Below are 17,153 nucleotides of genomic sequence, written 5' to 3' on the forward strand. Positions count from 1 at the left end.
CTTGCGGCAAGCCGATGGCAGCGCGCGACTAGGACAGCTCGACGGTGGCGCCGACAGCTTCGAGGGCCTCTTTGGCCTTGTCGGCGTCTGCGGACGGCACACCCTCGAGCACGGCCTTCGGAGCGGCCTCCACGAGATCCTTGGCCTCCTTGAGACCCAGACTCGTAAGCGAACGCACCTCCTTGATGACCTGCACCTTCTTGTCGCCGATGGCAGTCAGCATGACAGTGACCTCGTCGACGGCTTCGGGGGCGGCTTCGCCATCGCCGTCGGATCCGGCGGCACCGGCAGCCACCATCATCGGTGAGGCCACAGCGGCAGTGACGTCGAAGCGCTCTTCGAACGCCTTCTTCAGCTCGACCAACTCGAGCACCGTCATGTTGCCGATGGCGTCGAGAATCTCTTCGGTGGATGTACTCACTGGTTGTTCTCCGTTTCTGTTGAGTTCTCCGTGGAGTTGCGGTCAATCAGGGCCTGGACAAGACCGGACACTTCGCCGATCAGGTTGTTCATCATCGAAGCGAGCGCGTTGAGCGGCGCAGCGAATGCGCCGAGCATCTGTGCCATCAGCTCGTCGCGTGACGGCAGGTCGGCAAGTTCACGCACCTGGGCATCGTTGAGCAGGGTGCCTGCCAGCACGCCGCCTTTGATGACGAGCGCTTCGTGGGTGGTCGCGAACGTGCGGAGAGCCTTGGCGGCAGCGGAGGGATCCTTGCCGCAGAAGGCAAGTGCTGTCGGTCCCCCGACCAAGTCGAGCGTCCCGGGGGGCGCATTTTCAGACAGCGCCCGGCGAACCAAGGTGTTCTTGTAGATCTTGTAGCGGCAGTCGGCATCGATGAGACGGCCACGCAAGTCGGCCATCGCGGCCACGTCGAGACCTCGGTACTCGGTGAACAGCACCGCTTCGGCCTCACCGAATCGCTCACGGACCTCGTCCACCACGGCGATCTTGTCGGCCCGCGGCGTACGTGGGTCGGCCTCCGTTGCTGTCGGCCCGCTCGTTGCTGTAGGCACTGTGGGGACCTCCTGTGCTGCGGGATTCGCCGTCGTAGGGCTGGTTGATCGCTCCCGGTCCCGGATCGGGCACCGGTCCGCAGACCAGACAGAACCGCGCCCCAGCGCATACGCGCACAGGAAGACAGTCCGCCTCATCAGGCCCGACCCGTGTGGCTTGCCCGTGGTGAGCAAGCCCCTGAAACACGTTCAGACGGGGCCGATTTCAGGCCGAAGCCACCGGAGATCTACGGCGAGCAGGTTGTAGAACCCCAGACGCTACCGGCAGTCCCGGACGCGTCCAACTGTCAGCGGCTAGTTGAAAGTGGTGGGGTCGACGCGGATGCCGGGGCCCATCGTCGATGAGACCACCATCTTGCGGACGTAACGACCCTTGGCGCTGGCCGGCCTTGCCCGGGCCAGTTCGTCCATGACTGCATCAAGATTGGCGTTCAAATCCTCGGCGCTGAAGCTGACCTTGCCGATCGCCAGGTGCACGTTGCCGTATCGGTCGGTGCGGTACTCGACCTTGCCGCCCTTGAACTCGCCCACGGCCTTGCCGACATCGGGGGTCACCGTGCCGGACTTGGGGTTCGGCATCAGGCCACGCGGACCCAGCACCTTGCCCAGGCGACCGATCACGCCCATCATGTCGGGCGTCGCGATCGCCACGTCGAAATCGGTGAAGCCGCCCTCCACACGCTCCGCCAGATCGGCGGCGCCCACCACATCGGCACCTGCCTGCGAGGCTTGCACGGCCGCATCACCTTGCGCGAACACTGCAACTCGCACATCGCCGCCTGTGCCTGACGGCAGCGCGACTGTGCCCCGAACCATCTGGTCGGCCTTGCGCGGATCGACGCCGAGCCGGATCGACAGCTCGACCGACTCGTCGAACTTTGCCGTGGCGAAGCTTCGCACCATGTCGATTGCCTGGCTCGGTTCGTGCATCATCTGCCGGTCAAAGCGACGGACGGTGTCGGCGTACTTCTTCCCTGACATATGGGGGTCTCCTGTGATTCGCCTCAGCGGCTGACTTCGATGCCCATCGACTGCGCTGTGCCGATCACCTGCAGCTTGGCGGCCTCGAGGTCACGGGCGTTGAGGTCGGGCATCTTCGTGGTGGCGATCGCGGCGACCTGTGCCTCGGTGACCTGTGCCACCGTCTCCCGACCGGGATTGTCCGCCGCCTTCTCGAGCCCAGCCGCTTGACGCAGCAGTACCGATGTCGGCGGCGTCTTGGTCACGAACGTGAACGTCCGGTCCTCGAAGATCGTGATCTCGACCGGCACGATCGTGCCGCGCTGGCTCTCGGTCTTGTTGTTGTACTCCTTGCAGAAGTCCATGATCGCCACGCCGTGTGGACCCAGCGCGGTGCCCACCGGCGGTGCCGGCGAAGCCTGCCCGGCGGGAATTTGGATCTTCACGATCGCGGTGATTTGCTTGCGCCTCGATGACCTTGCTGGGTTTTCTGCCATGGGGTGCTCCTCGGAAATTGCCTGCGCGGATGCTCAGGCCTTTGACGGCCGCTGGCGCGGCTCAGATCTTTGCGACTTGGACGAAGTCGAGTTCGACGGGGGTCTCGCGGCCGAAGATGTTCACCAACACCTTCACCTTCAGCTGCTCCTCGTTGATCTCGATCACTTGACCCTGGAAGTCCGAGAACGGACCTTCCTTGATGCGCACGCTCTCGTCGATTTCGAAGATCATCGACGGCTTGGTGCGGCGCGGCATCTCGGGCCCGTCGTCGGGCTCGGCGAGGAAGGCCTCTACTTCCCGGCGGCGAAGCGACGACGGCTTGCCACCTGGGCCCGCATACCCGGTAACGCCGGGCGTGCTGCGGATCATGTGGTGCGCCTCGTCGCTGGGGCGGCAACGGATGAGCAGGTAGCCGGGGAAAACCTTCTTCTTGGCGACAACCTTGCGGCCGGCCTTGAACTCGATCACGTCCTCCATCGGGATCGCGACCTCGTGGATCTGATCCTCCATGTCGAATGTGCCGATCCGAGCCTCGAGGTTCTGCTTGACCTTCTTTTCGTAGCCCGACTGCGTATGCACGACAAACCAGCGGCCCGGCTGGTCATAGGGCGAGACACGCTTCGTCTCGGGTTCGTCGGCAGCGAGCAGCTCGTCCTCGGTGAGCACGTCGGCAGAGCCCGCCTCATCGGTGGCTCCCTCGACGGTGTCCGCGGTATCAGTTGCCTCGACGGTCTCGGGGCCCGGTCCCATCAGGGTCGTGGCCGTCTGTGAACTCAGCAACCGGCGAGCGGTCGCCATCGGGTCGGTGTCGGGCTCTGCGGAGGTATCGGTCAAGTCACTCATGCTCGTCAGTTCAGATCTTCGTCAGTTCACATCAAAAAGGCGGAGGACGCCTTCACCCAGAATCCAATCGAGGCCGGCAATGATCGCGGTCAGGATCACGATGGTGATGAACACGACGATCGAGTAGTTGACGATCTCGGCGCGAGTCGGCCAGATCACCTTCTTCAGCTCGGAACGAACCTCGCCCACGAACTGCGCAGGCCCAGACCGTTCTGTGGTCGGCGAGGCCGACGCAGGCTGACGTCGTTCGCGCCTCGAAGCCGGCGCGCCGTCAGCCGTCATCTCGCCCTGACGCTGCAGGTGACGACGAGTCCGTCGGTTCATAGCCATCGGGAAAGTCTCCGGCTCAGAATTTCAGGGGCTTGGGCATAGTCGGTCCGCCCGGCTGACGGTCACAGATTGGCGGAAGCGCAGGGCAGGAGGGACTTGAACCCGCAACCGCCGGTTTTGGAGACCGGTGCTCTACCAAATTGAGCTACTGCCCTCAGCGAGGATGCGGGCTTTCTGGGCGAATGTCCGCCGCAACACGCTACCGGCAGCAATCTGGGTCGCGTCCAGATCCAGTAGCGGGACCGGGGCTCACTGTGCCCGATGCCCGCAGCGAGGCTGCGGCGAGGGACCTCACGATGCTGCGCTCATGGCGGCGACCGCGAGCGGCCGCCGCTGCCGGTGGTAGCGGGACCGGGGCTCGAACCCGGGACCTCACGATTATGAGCCGTGCGCTCTGACCAACTGAGCTATCCCGCCAAAGTGTCGTGCGAAGCCTACTGATAGCACCGATATGCGCCCTAGATGGTTGTTTCCAAGGGGTTGGTGGTCGTAGGCGACGAGTGAGCGCGATCGCGGCCGGAAGTTCTGCGGGGGTGGCGAGCAGGTGCAGTCGCAGCCCCCGGGAACGGCGCTAGCGGGACCGGCAGTAACCGTATTGTGCCCATCCCGCGAGATCGGAGCGCTTGGCGGTGTCGCGGCTGCGGCCGCATTCGAGACGATGGCGCAGGGGTCGCATCGGAGGTGCGCGCGCTGTGGAGGCGGCAGGGGCTCGCGGCAGCGGCGGCGGCGGGCTGCCATTGCGGTGCGGTGTGTGCTGTGTCGCTGCGGCGGGGGTGCTCGTGTGGGCGGGGCTGTTGGTGGGCTTGTGGGAGCCCTGGGCTCGGGGGTCTGTGTTGCAGTGTGTCTCATTGTCTGATGTGCTGTGCTCATGGGTGTGTCGGGGTCGGGGGCGCCGCGGCGGGGCGAGGGGTGGCGGCTGTGGGTGCGTCTTGTGCTGGCCGGGGGTGTGCTGGTGGGGGCGTGGTGGCTGGCGGAGGGCCTGTTGGGGGGATCGTCGGCGCAGGCTCATGACTGCGTGGATCGCTACGGGTCGGGTGCGTTCAGCTACGGCGAGGCGGAGGGCGCGAACAGCGGCCACGGCCATGGGAGTGTCCGATGTTCTGTGTAAGCGGGCCGGTCGGTTGGTCATTTTAGGTGAGCGGGAGTCGTCCTGGGTAGCGGACGGCGAGCTGGTTCAAGCAGCGTTTCCATCCGATGGTTCCTGTTCCTTGTGGTCCTCCTCTGTTGGTGGTGATGTTCCTCACGGCGAGGTAGAGCAGTTTGAGGGCGGCTTGCTCGTTGGGGAAGTGCCCTCGGTTCTTGGTGACCTTTCTGAGCTGGCGGTTGATGGACTCGATCATGTTGGTGGTGTAGATGACCCGGCGGGCTTCTGGGGGGTAGTCCAGGAACGGGATGAACTGTTCCCAGCTCGACCGCCACAGGCTGACCACGGCGGGGTATCTGGCGCCGATGCCGGCTTCGAACTCATCGAGCGCCGCCTCGGCGGCTTGGGCGTCGACGGCGGCGTACACGGGCCGCAGTTCCTTGGCGACTTGTTTGCGGTCGTTCCAGGTGACGTAGCGGTGCGAGGCTCGAAGCAGGTGCACCACGCAGGTCTGCACGGTGGCCGCGGGCCAGGTCGCCTCGATCGCGTCGGGGAGGCCTCGCAGGCCGTCGCAGCACACGATCAGCACGTCTTGGACGCCTCGGTTGCGCAGCTCGGTGAGCACCCCCAGCCAGTACTTGGCGCCCTCGCCGTCGCTGTCGCCGATCCAGATGCCCAGCACATGCTTGCGGCCGTCGAGATCGACGCCCACGGCGAGATAGGCGGGCCGGTTGGCGACGTGGCCGTCGCGGATCTTCACGTTCAGCGCGTCGATGAAGATGATCGGATAGACAGCATCGAGGGGCCGGCTGCGCCACGCCTCGAGCTCGTCGAACACCCCGTCGGTGACACGGCTGATCAGGTCATGTGACACCTCCACGCCGTAGATCTCGGCCAGATGGGCCGCCACGTCGCGCACGGTCATGCCCCTGGCGTACAAGGCGATGATCTTGTCGTCGAACCCTTCCAGGCGCGATGTTCCCTTGGGCACGATCCGAGGCTCAAAGGAGCCGTTGCGGTCCCGGGGAGCGTCCACATCCACGGTGCCGACGCCGGTGTGCACCCGCTTGGGCGTGACGCCGTTGCGCGAGTTGCCCGACCCCGCTCCCGCAGGGTCGCCCTTCTCATAGCCCAGATGATCGGTCAGCTCCTCCGCCAGCGCCCGCTCGAGCACCGCCTTGGTGAGCTGGGTCAAAAGCCCGTCCGCGCCCAGCAGCTCGGCGCCCTCGGCGCGGACGCGTTCCATCACCGCGTCCAGCGCCCCCTCAGGCACCAGCGGCGTCGTGTCCGCCGCCGGCCTCGCCGGCAGCCTCTCTCGATAATTCTCAGTCATTGCGGTCCTTCCTGTCGCCTCGGCATCCATCACCGACACGACACTCTCAGACCAACCCCCTTACACAGAGGATCTGACACTCTCACGGCCATTTCTGCGGGGTGCGGTCCACGACGCCGCCGACGCCGACGACGGCGCCGCCGTCGAATGGGGGAGTGTCGGATCCTGAGAGCCTGACCCCGATCGACCGCAGCGGGCAGCATTCTGCGCCGCACGGCTACTGGCACGCGAACCACGCCGATCGCAGCCATTGCGGCGACGGCGATCACTACTACCACGACCGCTACACCCGCGCGCGAAGCTGCGGCGGCGCCAGCAGCGGCAGCGACGCGTGCGTGTCGGACCGTCACCGCCACACCTACAGCGGCTCGTGGTGCCATCCCGATCACACCGCCGCGAACGGCGACTGCCGCACCCACCGCGACGACGGCACCCACGAGGCCAACCCGTGCCCCGACGACAGCGCAGACGACGACGATGACGACGACGCGTGCGTGTCGGGACGCCACGAGCACACCTACAGCGGCTCGTGGTGCCATCTGGACCACACCGCCGCGAACGGCGACTGCCGCACCCACCGTGCTGACGGCACCCACGAGGCGAACCCGTGCCCCGACGACGACGCAGACGGCGGCGGCGGCGGGGGGTGCTCGGTGGCGCTGGGGGCGCTGGGGGCGGGCACGGTGACCCGCAGCGGGACGTGGGCCGCGGGGTGCACCTCGGACAACCGGGGCTCCGCGCAGGTGCCCTACCGGGCGGTGCGGTACACGTTCTCCGTCGCCGGCGCGGCGACCGCGACGGTGGGGGTGTCCTCGTCCACCGACGCCTATGTGTACCTCACCAACGCGGACCGCAGCTTGTCGCGCCACGACAACAACTCAGGCGCCCACAGCGGCGACGCGCTGCTGTCAGCGGTCACCCTCGCCGCAGCCGGCTACACCGTCGAGGCGACCACCGCGGCGCCCCGCCAGGACGGCGCGTTCACCATGACCCTCACCATCGCAGACGCCCCCGACCCGCCCCCAGATGTGGTCATCAGCGGCCTCGCCGACGCGTCGGCGACCCCCGCCGCGGGCGCCGCCACCGCAGCGGCGTCCGACACCTTCGGTGTCACGCCCGCCGGCGCCGCCTGTTCTGCGACGCCCGACGGCGCCACGATCGCACCCGCCACAGGCACATCGCGCACCGTGACCCACACCGTGGCCGCGGGCACCACCGTCACGGTCACGGTGACCTGCATGACAAGCACCAGCACCGCCAGCGCCGACGCCCGGTTCACCGCCGACGCCGCGCCCGTCCCCGACGTCGAGATCGACGGCCTCGACCACGCCTCTGCCACCCCCGACACAGACTCGACCAGCGCCGAAGTCACCGACACGTTCACCGTCACCCCCGCCGCAGCGCGATGCAGCGCCCAAGCCACCCCAGGCACCCCCCAGGTCGCACCCGCCACAGGCACGTCGCGCACCGTCACCCTCGACGTGGCCGCCGGCACCGCCGTATGGGTCATCGTCATCTGCAACCACCACACCAACCGCGACCTCGCCGCCGCACGATTCACCGCCCACCCCACACCCACAAACACCGACACAACGACCCCCCCGCCCGCCGCCACACCGACCCCGCCGACGACCACCACACCGACCGCGAACAGCGACGACTGCAACGACACCCTCGGCACCCTCACCGCAGCCACCCCGCCGACAACGGGCACGCTCGCCGCCACGGACGGCTGCACCTCGACCCGCCACCCCCGAAAGACCGCCACCAGCACCTATCAGGCCCGCCGGCACACCTTCACCCTCAACAGCCCGGGCTGGGTCACCATCACCCTCGAGTCAGCAGCGACGAACACCCAGCGCATCGACACCTACCTGGTACTCCTGCGAGGCCACACACCCGACGGCACCGGCACCTACATCACCCACAACGACGACGCCCAAAACGCCGCCACCCACAGCCTGCACTGGCGCGACAGCCGCCTCGCCGACGTGTTCCTCCAACCCGGCCACTACACCATCGAGACCACCACCTACCACGCCCACAGCACCACCAACCCCGCCCGCACCACCGGCGACTACGACCTGACCGTCGAAGCGACCCTCACCGGCCTGCAAGAGACCTACGACGCAGTCGTCGATGAGACGCTTGCTATCGGGTTCGAGACCGGTGACTACGTGGCGAGGGTGCAGTCGATTTCGCCGCCGACCCTGGACTGGTCGACGGGGCGTACCGGTAGCCGCAGCAGCCTCGCGGTGACCGCGGACATGGCTGACACGCATCGGGTCGTGCTGACCCTCGCCAAGCCATCGTCGACAGCCGCGAGCCAGGCGCGCAGCGCATCGTCGACGAGTTCAACGATGTCGACGGTGGAGTTCGATGTCGCCGCGGCGTGCGGCGCCGGTCTGGCAGCCAGCGACCGCAACGGCCATCTGTGCGTACGCGCCGCAGCACAGGCTTCCACGACGAACTACCCCGAGGACCGCGTTACCGAGACAGGCCGGGGTCGCAAGTATCCCGTCACGCTGGGCACCCTGTGGGGAGTGAAGAAAGTCGCCAAAGACGCACGCGACGCCTACATGAACCCCTCCCCGGGGACCACCCGCGCCTGCACACCCACAGCCAACCGAATCGCCGCCATCATGCTGTCGATCCCTTTGTTCGAGGTTCCCAATATCGAGGCCAACACGTACCTGCGCCACCCGGCGCGGTCGCCGATGGCTCTGTCACGCTGGGACCGCGACCATTCCGCTCTGTACTCCAACAACGACAAGACAGGCGGGCCGGCGCGGGCGTTCTGGAACCCCGGCGTGGGCCTGTGGCAACTCGACGACAGATGGTGGCATGACGGCGGTTGGTACGTGCGACACCTAGGTCACGGGGAGCGCGCAGAGATCCATATCGGCGGGCGCGCTGTGGCTGACTACCTTGCTGAGTCCCTGTGTGCGGTCAGTGACCGCGGCATGGAGGCGGCCGTCAAGTCGGCACTCGATCCGTGGCTGGCGTGTGTCGACAAGGACATGACGCCTCGTGAGCATCGCTGTTATGAGTGGTCGTACCTGAAGCTGTGGGTGAAGGCCACCGATGATCTGCACGTCACGTCCTACAGCACCGGGTACCCGGGCGGCACGCTGGACTACCGGTCCGATTTCAGCACCAGCGGCGGCCTCTCGAGGCTGAAGTGCCGCTGGGGCACGAGCGGCGTTCCGTTCTCTTGCTGGTTCTACGACACCGACAACCCCGAAGGCTGGATGCTGGACGAAGACCCCGCTGCGGCGACCACGAGCCAGAGCCCGCTCGCGGCGCCGTTCATGTCCTTCGTTGAAGACGGCCACAGGTTCGCGGTCTACCCCGAGTCCTTCCTCGGGACACAGACCACGCTGATCAAGGCGGTTCCCGTCGCGACCAACGTCCGACATACCACCGCATCGTCGTGGACGCCGGACCGGTACAGCTCTCAAGTGTTGCAGGTCGAGATCTGCCGGGTGATTGCCGTGGAAGCCGGCAGCGTCTGCGAATGGGTCAGCACCACGCTCAACAGCGGGCCCCACACGTTCGCGAGGAAGCTTCGTGATGCGGGGCACTGAGCGGGCATACAAGCGGCTGCTAGCGCTTCAGCCGAACTCGCTATTGTGCTGCGCTTTGCTTTCCATAGCGATTGCTCTCGGCGGCTGTGCAGGCGACGACGCTCTGCCTCACTCCTCGGCCTCCACGACCGTGGCTCAGGGGGTTACGGGATCGACTTCTCCACCCGCGCGAGAAACCGTCGCAGTTGCTGAGCTTGCGACGGCTGATCTGGGGCGCGGGGCACCACGACGGAGGCAACTTTCGCGCACAGCAGTGCACTCCGCGCCGTTCGCTGCTGCGGACTACTTCATGTCTGATGCTGTTCGGGAACTGCAGATGCCGTTGACCGGGCGGAACCTCGCGGGTCCGACCCGCGGGATGCCCGCTAGGCGCGTAGCTCTCGAATCGCCTGTGTTCGATCTGTGCAACGATGCCGATGCCTATGAGGCCTACACCGGCGATGAGTACAGCGACGGTGCCCTCTTTCCGGGCAACGCATATCCGAGGTTAGTGTCGGAACGCGGCGAGATGGGTTGTGACGACCCGAGTTTCGGTGCTAACCGGCCACGTTGGGCGTTGCGAGCGAATGACTGGGGCGATCTCCTCCGGTTCCGGACGCGCGACGCGGCGGTTGAGTATCAGCGGAACGGTCTGGCATATCTCCGTCAGCGGTTCGCCAACACGATTGACAGCGCTGCGAGCGGTCTGAGCCCGAACGGCGCGGTCACCGAAGTGCTGATTTGGTTCGCGGACAAGAACACACCCGTGGACGAAGTCCGTGTGCTGAGGGACTCGGTGACTGTGGAGGACGGGGTGCTGCGAGGCTTCGTCCGCAATTGGTCCCGTGAGCTGTGGGCGTACGACGTGGCAGTGACAGCGGAAGGGCGCTCCTTCGAATGGCCGCTGTCGGTCCAGCCTGGCGAGCTGGCACCGTTCGAAATCGGGGACTGGGCCGGAGCCACGGATCCCGCGAGAATCGACATCGCCATTGCCGCCGAGTTGGCTTTGGTGGCAGACTTGTCGCGAGCGTTCTTCTTTGTTCAGGAGTGGTGCAGGTGGGACAACGTCGACGCACTGCCTCGCTCGTACCCTCCCCGTGTCCTCGGCCAACTGCGCCTGGAAGGCATCGGCGACCTGTGTGCCACTCTGATCAGGTTCCACTCGCCGCCGTCGCATCAGTTTTTTCCCGAGGACGGACCGAGCATCGTCAACCTGGTTGAGATCGACAATCTAAGCGCGTACTTCGCACGGTTCACCGTGCCACGGGATGATCCCGAGGACTACGACCATGACAATCCGCCGAGCCCAGTCCTACTTGACCTACGCCCTTTGCCCCTGCTGGCAGAACTCCACGATGGTGGCTATGGCGAGATAGACCGCTGGCCCATTTGGCGGATCGACGAGAACTGGTCTTCCCCGTACAACCCTTCGCTCGAAGCGGTCTACGCAACTGGGTCTGACAATTTCACCATATGGATCGGCGCAGCACGCGTCGCCGACGCCGCTGACTGAGATCCGCCGTCGACGACGGCAACAGGTTCGCGGTCTACCCCGAGTCCTTCCTCGGGACACAGACCACGCTGATCAAGGCGGTTCCCGTCGAGACCGACGTTCGAGACACCGCCGCTTCTTCGTGGACGCCGGACCGATTCAGCTCTCAAGTGTTGCAGGTCGAGATCTGCCGGGTGATCGCTGTGGAGGCGGGCAGCGTCTGTGAATGGGTCAGCACCACGCTCAACAGCGGGCCCAACACATTCGCGAGGAAGCTTCGTGATGCGGGGCACTGAGCGTGTCAATCGCGGTTTCGGTCTGCTGCGATATCGCATGGTGCTCGGTTGTGCGACGACGCTTGGTGCGCTCGCCGCTGGCTGCACAGGCGGAGACGGGGCAGATTCCCTTCCAGCCGCGACCGATGGGGATCCTCACGAGTCTGCTGTTATGGCGGCACCGTCGGAGTCGGTCCCGGGTGCAGCGGCACAGTCGGTCGGCGACCGCCTCGGTTCTGCGATATCGGAACCTGGGCAGGCACCGATGCGCACTTCGGTGGATGCTGTGCCGTTCAGTGCCGCCGATCTCTTTGCGTCTGTCGCTGTTCGGCGGGGCCGGCTGTCACTGGAAACACGCGATGTCGAGGGCCCGTTCAGGGGGAGCGGCCTTGAGCAAGTGCTGCACGAGTCCGGCGTGTTCGATCTCTGCGACGATGCCGAGGCGTTTGAGGCGATCACCGGGAAGATCTTTATGACTCCGAGTTCGGGACGGGGTGTCTGGTGTGGGCTGAGCGCACGGTGACGGTGACCTATACCGAGTGGGTGGAGGCGTTCAATTATGAGACTCGGCCGGTGTTCAATTATGAGACCCGCGAGGTGTTCCATTACGTGACGCGGACGCGTTGGGTGTGTCCGTCGGGGTATGTGCTGAACGATTCGACTGATCCGCCGTTGTGCGATCCCGATGGCTTGGTTGTGCCGTGTGTGACGGCGTTGGGCGTTCTGGGGGCGGGGACGCTTACCGAGGCGGGCATCTGGGGTTCGGGTTGTGTGTCGGTTCATCAGGGCTCGGCGCAGGTGCCGTATTACGCGTTCCATTACAGCTTCTCTCTTGGCGGGGCTGCGTCGGTGTCGGTGGGGGTGTCCTCGTCGGTGGACGCGTATGTGTATTTGGCGGACTCGGCGGGCGTGGTGCTGTTCGAGGACGACGATTCGGGTGCGGGCGCGGATGCTTTGTTGGACGGGTTGTCGCTGGGGGCGGGCGATTATGTGGTCGAGGCGTCGACCGCGGCGCCGCGTCAGGCCGGCAGTTTCGCGTTGTCGGTCGCTGTTTCGGGCACGACGGCTCCGGCGGGTGTGTCGATCGGCGGGTTCGCGGACGCGTCTGGGACTCCTGTGCCGGGCGGCGCGACGGCGTTGGTGAGCGACCGGATCGAGGTGTCCCCGTCGGCTGCGGTGTGCTCTGCGGGGCCGTTGGGCGCGTCGGTGTCGCCTGAACGCGACGCGGCGACGCGCTCGGTGTCGATGGACGTCGCTGCGGGCACCGCGGTGCAGGTGACCGTGGAGTGCTCATGGGGCGCTCACAGCGACTCTGCACGAGCACAGTTCACCGCGCACGCGGCGCCGCCGGTGGTGGCCGATGTGGAGATCAGCGGCCTCGACGACGTGACCGCGGCTCCCCAGCCGGGCGCCGGGTCGGCGACGGTCAGCGACGAGTTCGACGTCGTGCCCGCCGACGCGGTCTGTGTCGGGTACGCGACCAGGGGCACCGCGGCGGTCGTGCCGGCCTCGGGAACCGTCCGCACGGTGAGCCTGGAGGTGGCCGCGGGCACCACTGAGTACGTGGTGGTGCGATGCACCAACACCGACGGCGACCGTCGCACCGCAGCAGCGCGGTTCACCGCCGACCCGACGCCCACAGGACCGCCGCCGCCGTCGGGGGGCTGCACCGACGATTTGGGCGCGTTGGCGACCGGCACGGTCGACCGCTCCGGCACGATCACCGATGACGCGGCGTGCAGGTCGGTGCGGCGTCACAGCGACCCGAGCCGCATCTATTACGCGCAGCGGCACACGTTCAGCTTGGACAGTGCGGGCTGGGTCAGCGTCGATCTCGGGTCCGCGGCGTCGAACAGCACCGCTTTGGACACCTATGTGGTGCTGCTCGAAGGCCACGGACCCTCCGGTGCTGTGGCGGACTACGACGACGACGCAGGCCCAGGCTTCGACAGCCGCCTCGACAACGTGTTCCTCGCTCCCGGCGACTACACCGTCGAAGCCACCACCTACCGCCGGCAAGCCACCGGCGACTACACACTCACCGTCGACGCTGTGCTGTCGGGGGTGGCTGAGCGTTACGAGGCGACGGTAGATGAGCAGCTCACGATCAGCCTCGCCTCGCCCGATGTCACAGCTGAGGTGCGGTCGATCACTCCCTCGACGCTGGCGTGGTCGGCTGGGCCAGCCGTCCTGGCGCTCACAGCGGGTCTGGCGGACACTCACCGGGTCGAGGTGAAGCTCACCAATTCATCTGGCTCGACACGGGCCAATGCACGTGCGGCGCGCAGCGCGACGGCCGCGGTCGGCGAGGCGTTCGAGTTCGAGGTGGTCGCGTCGTGCGCGGCCGGGCTGGTCACCAGCGACCGCAACGGCCGGTTGTGCGTGACCGACCGGGCGCAGACCTCGAACACCACTTTGGACGAGGACCGCATCACCGAGTCCGATCGGGGGCGCAAGTATCCGGTCACCTTGGGCACCCTGTGGGGAGTGAAAAGAGTCGCCGAGGACGCACGCGACGCCTACATGAACCCCTCCCCGGGAGTCACCCGCACCTGCACACCCACAGCCAACCGAATCGCCGCCATCATGCTGTCGATACCGCTGTGGGAAGTGCCCCGCTCGTGGTGGATCGACGACAACGGCGACGACGAACGGCAAGACGACGAGTTTTACGTGCAGCGCGACCCCGGCCGCTCTCCCATGGCACTCTCGCGCAAGGACCGGGAAAGGGCGCTCTATCCGCCGGCGGGCAGTCCTCAGCGGGCGTTCTGGCACCCCGGCGTCGGGCTCTGGCAACTGGACGATCCACGTACGGATTTTCGGAGACTGAACCACGCCGAGCGCGCGGAGATACACATCGGCGGACGCGCCGTCGCTGACCACCTGGTGGGAGCATTGTGCGGTGTCAGCGAGTCGGCGATGCGCGACGAAATCAATATGGCATTGAGTCCGTGGAAGGCGTGCAGATGGAACACATCCCAGACCTGCTACCTGCTCTCATACCTGAACTTGTGGGTGAAGGGCACCGACGACCTGCACGTCACCTCGTACAGCACCGAGTACCGCGCGTACAACGGCACGCACGCCGGAGGCTCGCCTGTCGTGCGTGATCATCGCAGCGACTACAGCACCAGCGGAGGCCTCTCGAAGCTTCAATGCCGTTGGGAAGGGTTCGGCGACCCGTTCGGCTGCTGGTTCTATGACACCGACAACCCCGAGGGCTGGATGCAAGACCAAGACAAGCCGGGCATCCCGGGGGACATCAGCCCGCTGGCCGCGCCGTTCATCTCTTTCACCGACGGCGAGGGAAACGAGGAAAAGAGGTTTGCGGTGTTCCCTGAGTCGTTCTTGGGGACGACGACAACGCTGTACCGAGCGGTGTCGGTGAGGACCGATGTGGACTTGACTGGCGCGGGCTCGTGGCATGAGGATGACTACGGGCCGCACGATCGGGTGTTGCTGGTGAGGGTCTGCAGTGCGCTTGGGCCCGAAGCGGGCGGAGCGTGCCGATGGCGCAGCGTCCATGCCAGCGATCTCGCGAGGAAATTTCGCGATGCGGGGCTCTAGGGCTTTGCGCTGGGCGGGCTGGTTCGCGGCTGTGCTGGTCGCTTCGGGGTGCACTGGCCGTGCCGCTGACACGACGGCGACGACTCCCTCAGTGCCCCCGACTTCCGCTCAGTCACTCGTTGATTCCGCGCCGGGTCCGGGTCACGATTCCGTTGAGGCGGTCCTCAGCGAGGCTGTGCCGGCGCAGCCAGAGCGGTTGCTGCGCAGCGCTGCTGATGTAGCGCCGTTCGCGGCGGCGGACTATTTCATGTCCGACGCTGTGCGGCGACTGCGGGTACCGCTGAACGCGCATGATCGTCCCGGACCGCTGCACTGGTTCTATGAGTCGACGGCGCTGTCATCGCCTGTGTACGACATGTGCGATGACGCGCAAGCATACGAGGCCCACACCGGCGAGGCCTACCAGCAGGGCGGTCTGTTCCCGGGCAATACCTATCCCGAACTGGTCTCAGAGCGCGGCGAGATGGGCTGCGACGACCCCAGTTTCGGTGCTGAACGGCCGCGCTGGGCGCTGCGCGTGAACGACTGGGGCGGCCTGCGAAGATTCCAGACGCGCGAAGGGGCGGTCGAATACCAGCAATTGCTGCTCGCAGGTCATCGCGAACGGAACAAGAACACCATCGAAGTCGATACTCATGAGCTGAGCCCCCACGGCAACACGAGTGACTTTCTGATCCGGTTCGCGGACGCAAGTTCGCCGGTAGACGAAGTGCGGTTGCTGGAGGGATCGGTGCAGGTCGTCGATGGAGTGCTGCGAGGGCTGGTGCGCAACTGGTCCCGTCACCTATGGGCCTACAAGGTGACCGTCGACGCCGAAGGTCGCGAGTTCTCGTGGCCGTTATCTGTTTAGCCAGGTGAGCTGGCCCCGTTCCAGATTGAGGGCTGGAGCGGCACTGCCGATCCTGAGCGGATCGAGATCACTCTCGATGCCGTCATGAGCGCCGAAGCGGACCTCTCGCGAACTTTCAGATTCTATCAGGAATGGTGCGGATGGGAGAGTGTCGAGGACCTGACTCGACCGTATCCCGAGCACATCCTCGACGGATTGCGACATGACGGCATCGGCAACTTGTGTGCCACCTTGATCGACTTCGACTCGCCGCTGTCGCATCCGAGCTTTCCCGGCAACGACCGCAGCCTGATCAGCCTCGTCCGCATCGACGGCCTGCGCGCCTATCTTGGCCGCTTCACAGCGCCTCGGGCGGACGCAGACGACTATGACATCGACGGCACGGCCAGTCCTGTCCTGACTGACCTGCTCCCTTTGCCCCTGTTGGCAGATCTCCGCGACGGCCACTATGGCGAGGTCGACCGCTGGCCCATCTGGCGCATCGAAGAGGACTGGACCTCTTCTTCCGACCCATGGCTCGAAGCGGTCTACGCGACCGGGACAGACCGGTTCACCATTTGGATCGGCGCAGCAGATAACGCCGACAATGGGGAGTAGCGGCGTCCCTTGGCCCAAGCTCATTGCCGTGGACTTCGGACCGATACCGCAATCGCGTGTTGCAGGTGGAGATCTGCCGGGTGATCGCGGTCGAGGCCGGCAGCGTCTGCGAGTGGGTCAGCACGATTTTGAACAGCGGTCCGCATACGTTTGCGAGGAAGCTTCGTGATGTCGGGCATTGTGCCTGCGAGTCGCGGCTTCCATCTGTTGCGCTATTTGAGGATGCTCGGTTGTGCGGCGGCGGTTGGCGCGCTCACCGCTGGCTGCACGGGCCAAGACGGGGCGGATTCCCAACTGGCCGCACCGGCTGTTGTTCCTCACGAGCTGGAGGAGCTGTCCATCGGCGGCGGGCTCGGCGTCGCCTATGTGGAGGCCGAGCGGGCGCCCACGGTTGCTGAGTGGGGTGCGGTTCTGCAGGCTCGCTGGGACGCGCTCAGCGGCCAGCACGGCTTGGCGGCGCGTCTGGTGGCCGAGCCGGGGCGTGCCATCGCCGCGGCTGCCGCGGTGACTCTTTACATGGTGGGTGCCATCAAGGAGGTGCCGGCAGTACGGACCTACGTCGCCGTCGACGGCGGCTATGGCGACAACCCGCGTCCGATGCTCTATGGCAGCGACTACACGGCGTTCATGCCTGCCCGCGCCGACGAGTGAGCGCGAACGCGGCCGGAAGTTCTGCGGGGGTGGCGAGCACGTGCAGTCGCAGCCCTGGGCTCGGGGGTCTGTGTTGCAGTGTGTCTCATTGTC

15 protein-coding genes, 2 tRNA genes and 1 pseudogene are annotated in these 17,153 nt (G+C 66.2%); 8 read left to right on the forward strand and 10 right to left on the reverse strand.

All coding sequences use genetic code 11. The features are described 5' to 3' along the window. Nucleotides 1–28: 28 nt before the first annotated feature. The 9 genes and pseudogenes from rplL to ACOCMM_RS19425 form a co-directional block, all read right to left on the reverse strand. Complete coding sequence (rplL, locus tag ACOCMM_RS19385; protein WP_419554765.1) at nucleotides 29–421, reverse strand: 50S ribosomal protein L7/L12; 393 nt, start codon at nucleotides 419–421, stop codon at nucleotides 29–31. Further along, entirely contained in the window at nucleotides 418–1,014 is a 597-nt protein-coding gene (rplJ, locus tag ACOCMM_RS19390) for a 50S ribosomal protein L10 (protein WP_419554766.1), read from the reverse strand. The genes rplL and rplJ overlap by 4 nt, the downstream gene beginning before the upstream one ends. A gap of 294 nt (nucleotides 1,015–1,308) precedes the next feature. Beyond that, nucleotides 1,309–1,995, reverse strand: a complete 687-nt coding sequence (rplA, locus tag ACOCMM_RS19395; RefSeq protein ID WP_419554767.1) for a 50S ribosomal protein L1 — start codon at nucleotides 1,993–1,995, stop codon at nucleotides 1,309–1,311. A gap of 23 nt (nucleotides 1,996–2,018) precedes the next feature. Beyond that, entirely contained in the window at nucleotides 2,019–2,471 is a 453-nt protein-coding gene (gene rplK / locus ACOCMM_RS19400; protein WP_419554768.1) for a 50S ribosomal protein L11, read from the reverse strand. 61 nt (nucleotides 2,472–2,532) lie between these two features. Then, the gene (gene nusG, locus ACOCMM_RS19405) at nucleotides 2,533–3,315 is read right to left on the reverse strand and encodes a transcription termination/antitermination protein NusG (RefSeq protein WP_419554769.1); all 783 of its coding nucleotides are present in this window, start codon (nucleotides 3,313–3,315) and stop codon (nucleotides 2,533–2,535) included. A gap of 21 nt (nucleotides 3,316–3,336) precedes the next feature. After that, nucleotides 3,337–3,645, reverse strand: coding sequence for a preprotein translocase subunit SecE (secE, locus tag ACOCMM_RS19410; protein ID WP_419554770.1), 309 nt, complete (start codon nucleotides 3,643–3,645; stop codon nucleotides 3,337–3,339). Between the two features lie 81 nt (nucleotides 3,646–3,726). Continuing rightward, nucleotides 3,727–3,800 (reverse strand) — tRNA-Trp (locus ACOCMM_RS19415). Nucleotides 3,801–3,985: 185 nt separating this feature from the next. Then, nucleotides 3,986–4,062 (reverse strand) — tRNA-Met (locus ACOCMM_RS19420). A gap of 82 nt (nucleotides 4,063–4,144) precedes the next feature. Beyond that, nucleotides 4,145–4,300: pseudogene (locus ACOCMM_RS19425) on the reverse strand (IS982 family transposase); the annotation flags it as partial. A gap of 213 nt (nucleotides 4,301–4,513) precedes the next feature. Here ACOCMM_RS19425 and ACOCMM_RS19430 point away from each other — a divergent pair. Then, the gene (locus ACOCMM_RS19430) at nucleotides 4,514–4,753 is read left to right on the forward strand and encodes a hypothetical protein (protein WP_419554771.1); all 240 of its coding nucleotides are present in this window, start codon (nucleotides 4,514–4,516) and stop codon (nucleotides 4,751–4,753) included. Nucleotides 4,754–4,775: 22 nt separating this feature from the next. Here the strand turns inward: ACOCMM_RS19430 and ACOCMM_RS19435 are convergent, their stop codons facing one another. Further along, nucleotides 4,776–6,062 carry an IS256 family transposase gene (locus tag ACOCMM_RS19435; RefSeq protein WP_419551533.1) on the reverse strand — a complete coding sequence of 429 codons (1,287 nt, stop codon included), beginning with the start codon at nucleotides 6,060–6,062 and terminating at the stop codon, nucleotides 4,776–4,778. A 155-nt stretch (nucleotides 6,063–6,217) separates the two neighbouring features. On the opposite strand from ACOCMM_RS19435, the gene ACOCMM_RS19440 reads away from it, so the two are divergent. From ACOCMM_RS19440 to ACOCMM_RS19470, 7 genes are all read left to right on the forward strand, one after another. Beyond that, the gene (locus tag ACOCMM_RS19440; RefSeq protein WP_419554772.1) at nucleotides 6,218–9,649 is read left to right on the forward strand and encodes a hypothetical protein; all 3,432 of its coding nucleotides are present in this window, start codon (nucleotides 6,218–6,220) and stop codon (nucleotides 9,647–9,649) included. Nucleotides 9,650–9,938: 289 nt separating this feature from the next. After that, nucleotides 9,939–11,141, forward strand: coding sequence for a hypothetical protein (locus ACOCMM_RS19445; RefSeq protein WP_419554773.1), 1,203 nt, complete (start codon nucleotides 9,939–9,941; stop codon nucleotides 11,139–11,141). A gap of 261 nt (nucleotides 11,142–11,402) precedes the next feature. Beyond that, the gene (locus ACOCMM_RS19450) at nucleotides 11,403–11,918 is read left to right on the forward strand and encodes a hypothetical protein (protein ID WP_419554774.1); all 516 of its coding nucleotides are present in this window, start codon (nucleotides 11,403–11,405) and stop codon (nucleotides 11,916–11,918) included. After that, the gene (locus ACOCMM_RS19455) at nucleotides 11,897–14,962 is read left to right on the forward strand and encodes a hypothetical protein (protein ID WP_419554775.1); all 3,066 of its coding nucleotides are present in this window, start codon (nucleotides 11,897–11,899) and stop codon (nucleotides 14,960–14,962) included. The genes ACOCMM_RS19450 and ACOCMM_RS19455 overlap by 22 nt, the downstream gene beginning before the upstream one ends. Beyond that, nucleotides 14,949–15,812 (forward strand): hypothetical protein, encoded by an 864-nt coding sequence (locus ACOCMM_RS19460; protein WP_419554776.1) that lies wholly within the window; start codon nucleotides 14,949–14,951, stop codon nucleotides 15,810–15,812. The genes ACOCMM_RS19455 and ACOCMM_RS19460 overlap by 14 nt, the downstream gene beginning before the upstream one ends. 84 nt (nucleotides 15,813–15,896) lie before the next feature. Further along, nucleotides 15,897–16,409, forward strand: coding sequence for a hypothetical protein (locus ACOCMM_RS19465; RefSeq protein ID WP_419554777.1), 513 nt, complete (start codon nucleotides 15,897–15,899; stop codon nucleotides 16,407–16,409). 168 nt (nucleotides 16,410–16,577) lie between these two features. Then, the gene (locus ACOCMM_RS19470) at nucleotides 16,578–17,060 is read left to right on the forward strand and encodes a hypothetical protein (protein WP_419554917.1); all 483 of its coding nucleotides are present in this window, start codon (nucleotides 16,578–16,580) and stop codon (nucleotides 17,058–17,060) included. The last annotated feature ends 93 nt before the right edge of the window (nucleotides 17,061–17,153 follow it).

Source organism: Candidatus Poriferisodalis sp. (assembly GCF_965198245.1).
Lineage (GTDB): Bacteria > Actinomycetota > Acidimicrobiia > Acidimicrobiales > Poriferisodalaceae > Poriferisodalis.

Excerpts from the sequence above, each read along its gene's own strand:
- ACOCMM_RS19450 (WP_419554774.1), top strand. The coding sequence starts at position 11,403 with ATGCGGGGCACTGAGCGTGTCAATCGCGGTTTCGGTCTGCTGCGATAT.
- ACOCMM_RS19445 (WP_419554773.1), top strand. The coding sequence starts at position 9,939 with ATGTCTGATGCTGTTCGGGAACTGCAGATGCCGTTGACCGGGCGGAAC.
- ACOCMM_RS19460 (WP_419554776.1), top strand. The coding sequence starts at position 14,949 with ATGCGGGGCTCTAGGGCTTTGCGCTGGGCGGGCTGGTTCGCGGCTGTG.
- nusG (WP_419554769.1), bottom strand. The coding sequence starts at position 3,315 with ATGAGTGACTTGACCGATACCTCCGCAGAGCCCGACACCGACCCGATG.
- ACOCMM_RS19435 (WP_419551533.1), bottom strand. The coding sequence starts at position 6,062 with ATGACTGAGAATTATCGAGAGAGGCTGCCGGCGAGGCCGGCGGCGGAC.
- ACOCMM_RS19470 (WP_419554917.1), top strand. The coding sequence starts at position 16,578 with ATGTCGGGCATTGTGCCTGCGAGTCGCGGCTTCCATCTGTTGCGCTAT.
- secE (WP_419554770.1), bottom strand. The coding sequence starts at position 3,645 with ATGGCTATGAACCGACGGACTCGTCGTCACCTGCAGCGTCAGGGCGAG.
- rplK (WP_419554768.1), bottom strand. The coding sequence starts at position 2,471 with ATGGCAGAAAACCCAGCAAGGTCATCGAGGCGCAAGCAAATCACCGCG.
- ACOCMM_RS19465 (WP_419554777.1), top strand. The coding sequence starts at position 15,897 with ATGAGCGCCGAAGCGGACCTCTCGCGAACTTTCAGATTCTATCAGGAA.
- rplA (WP_419554767.1), bottom strand. The coding sequence starts at position 1,995 with ATGTCAGGGAAGAAGTACGCCGACACCGTCCGTCGCTTTGACCGGCAG.
- ACOCMM_RS19430 (WP_419554771.1), top strand. The coding sequence starts at position 4,514 with ATGGGTGTGTCGGGGTCGGGGGCGCCGCGGCGGGGCGAGGGGTGGCGG.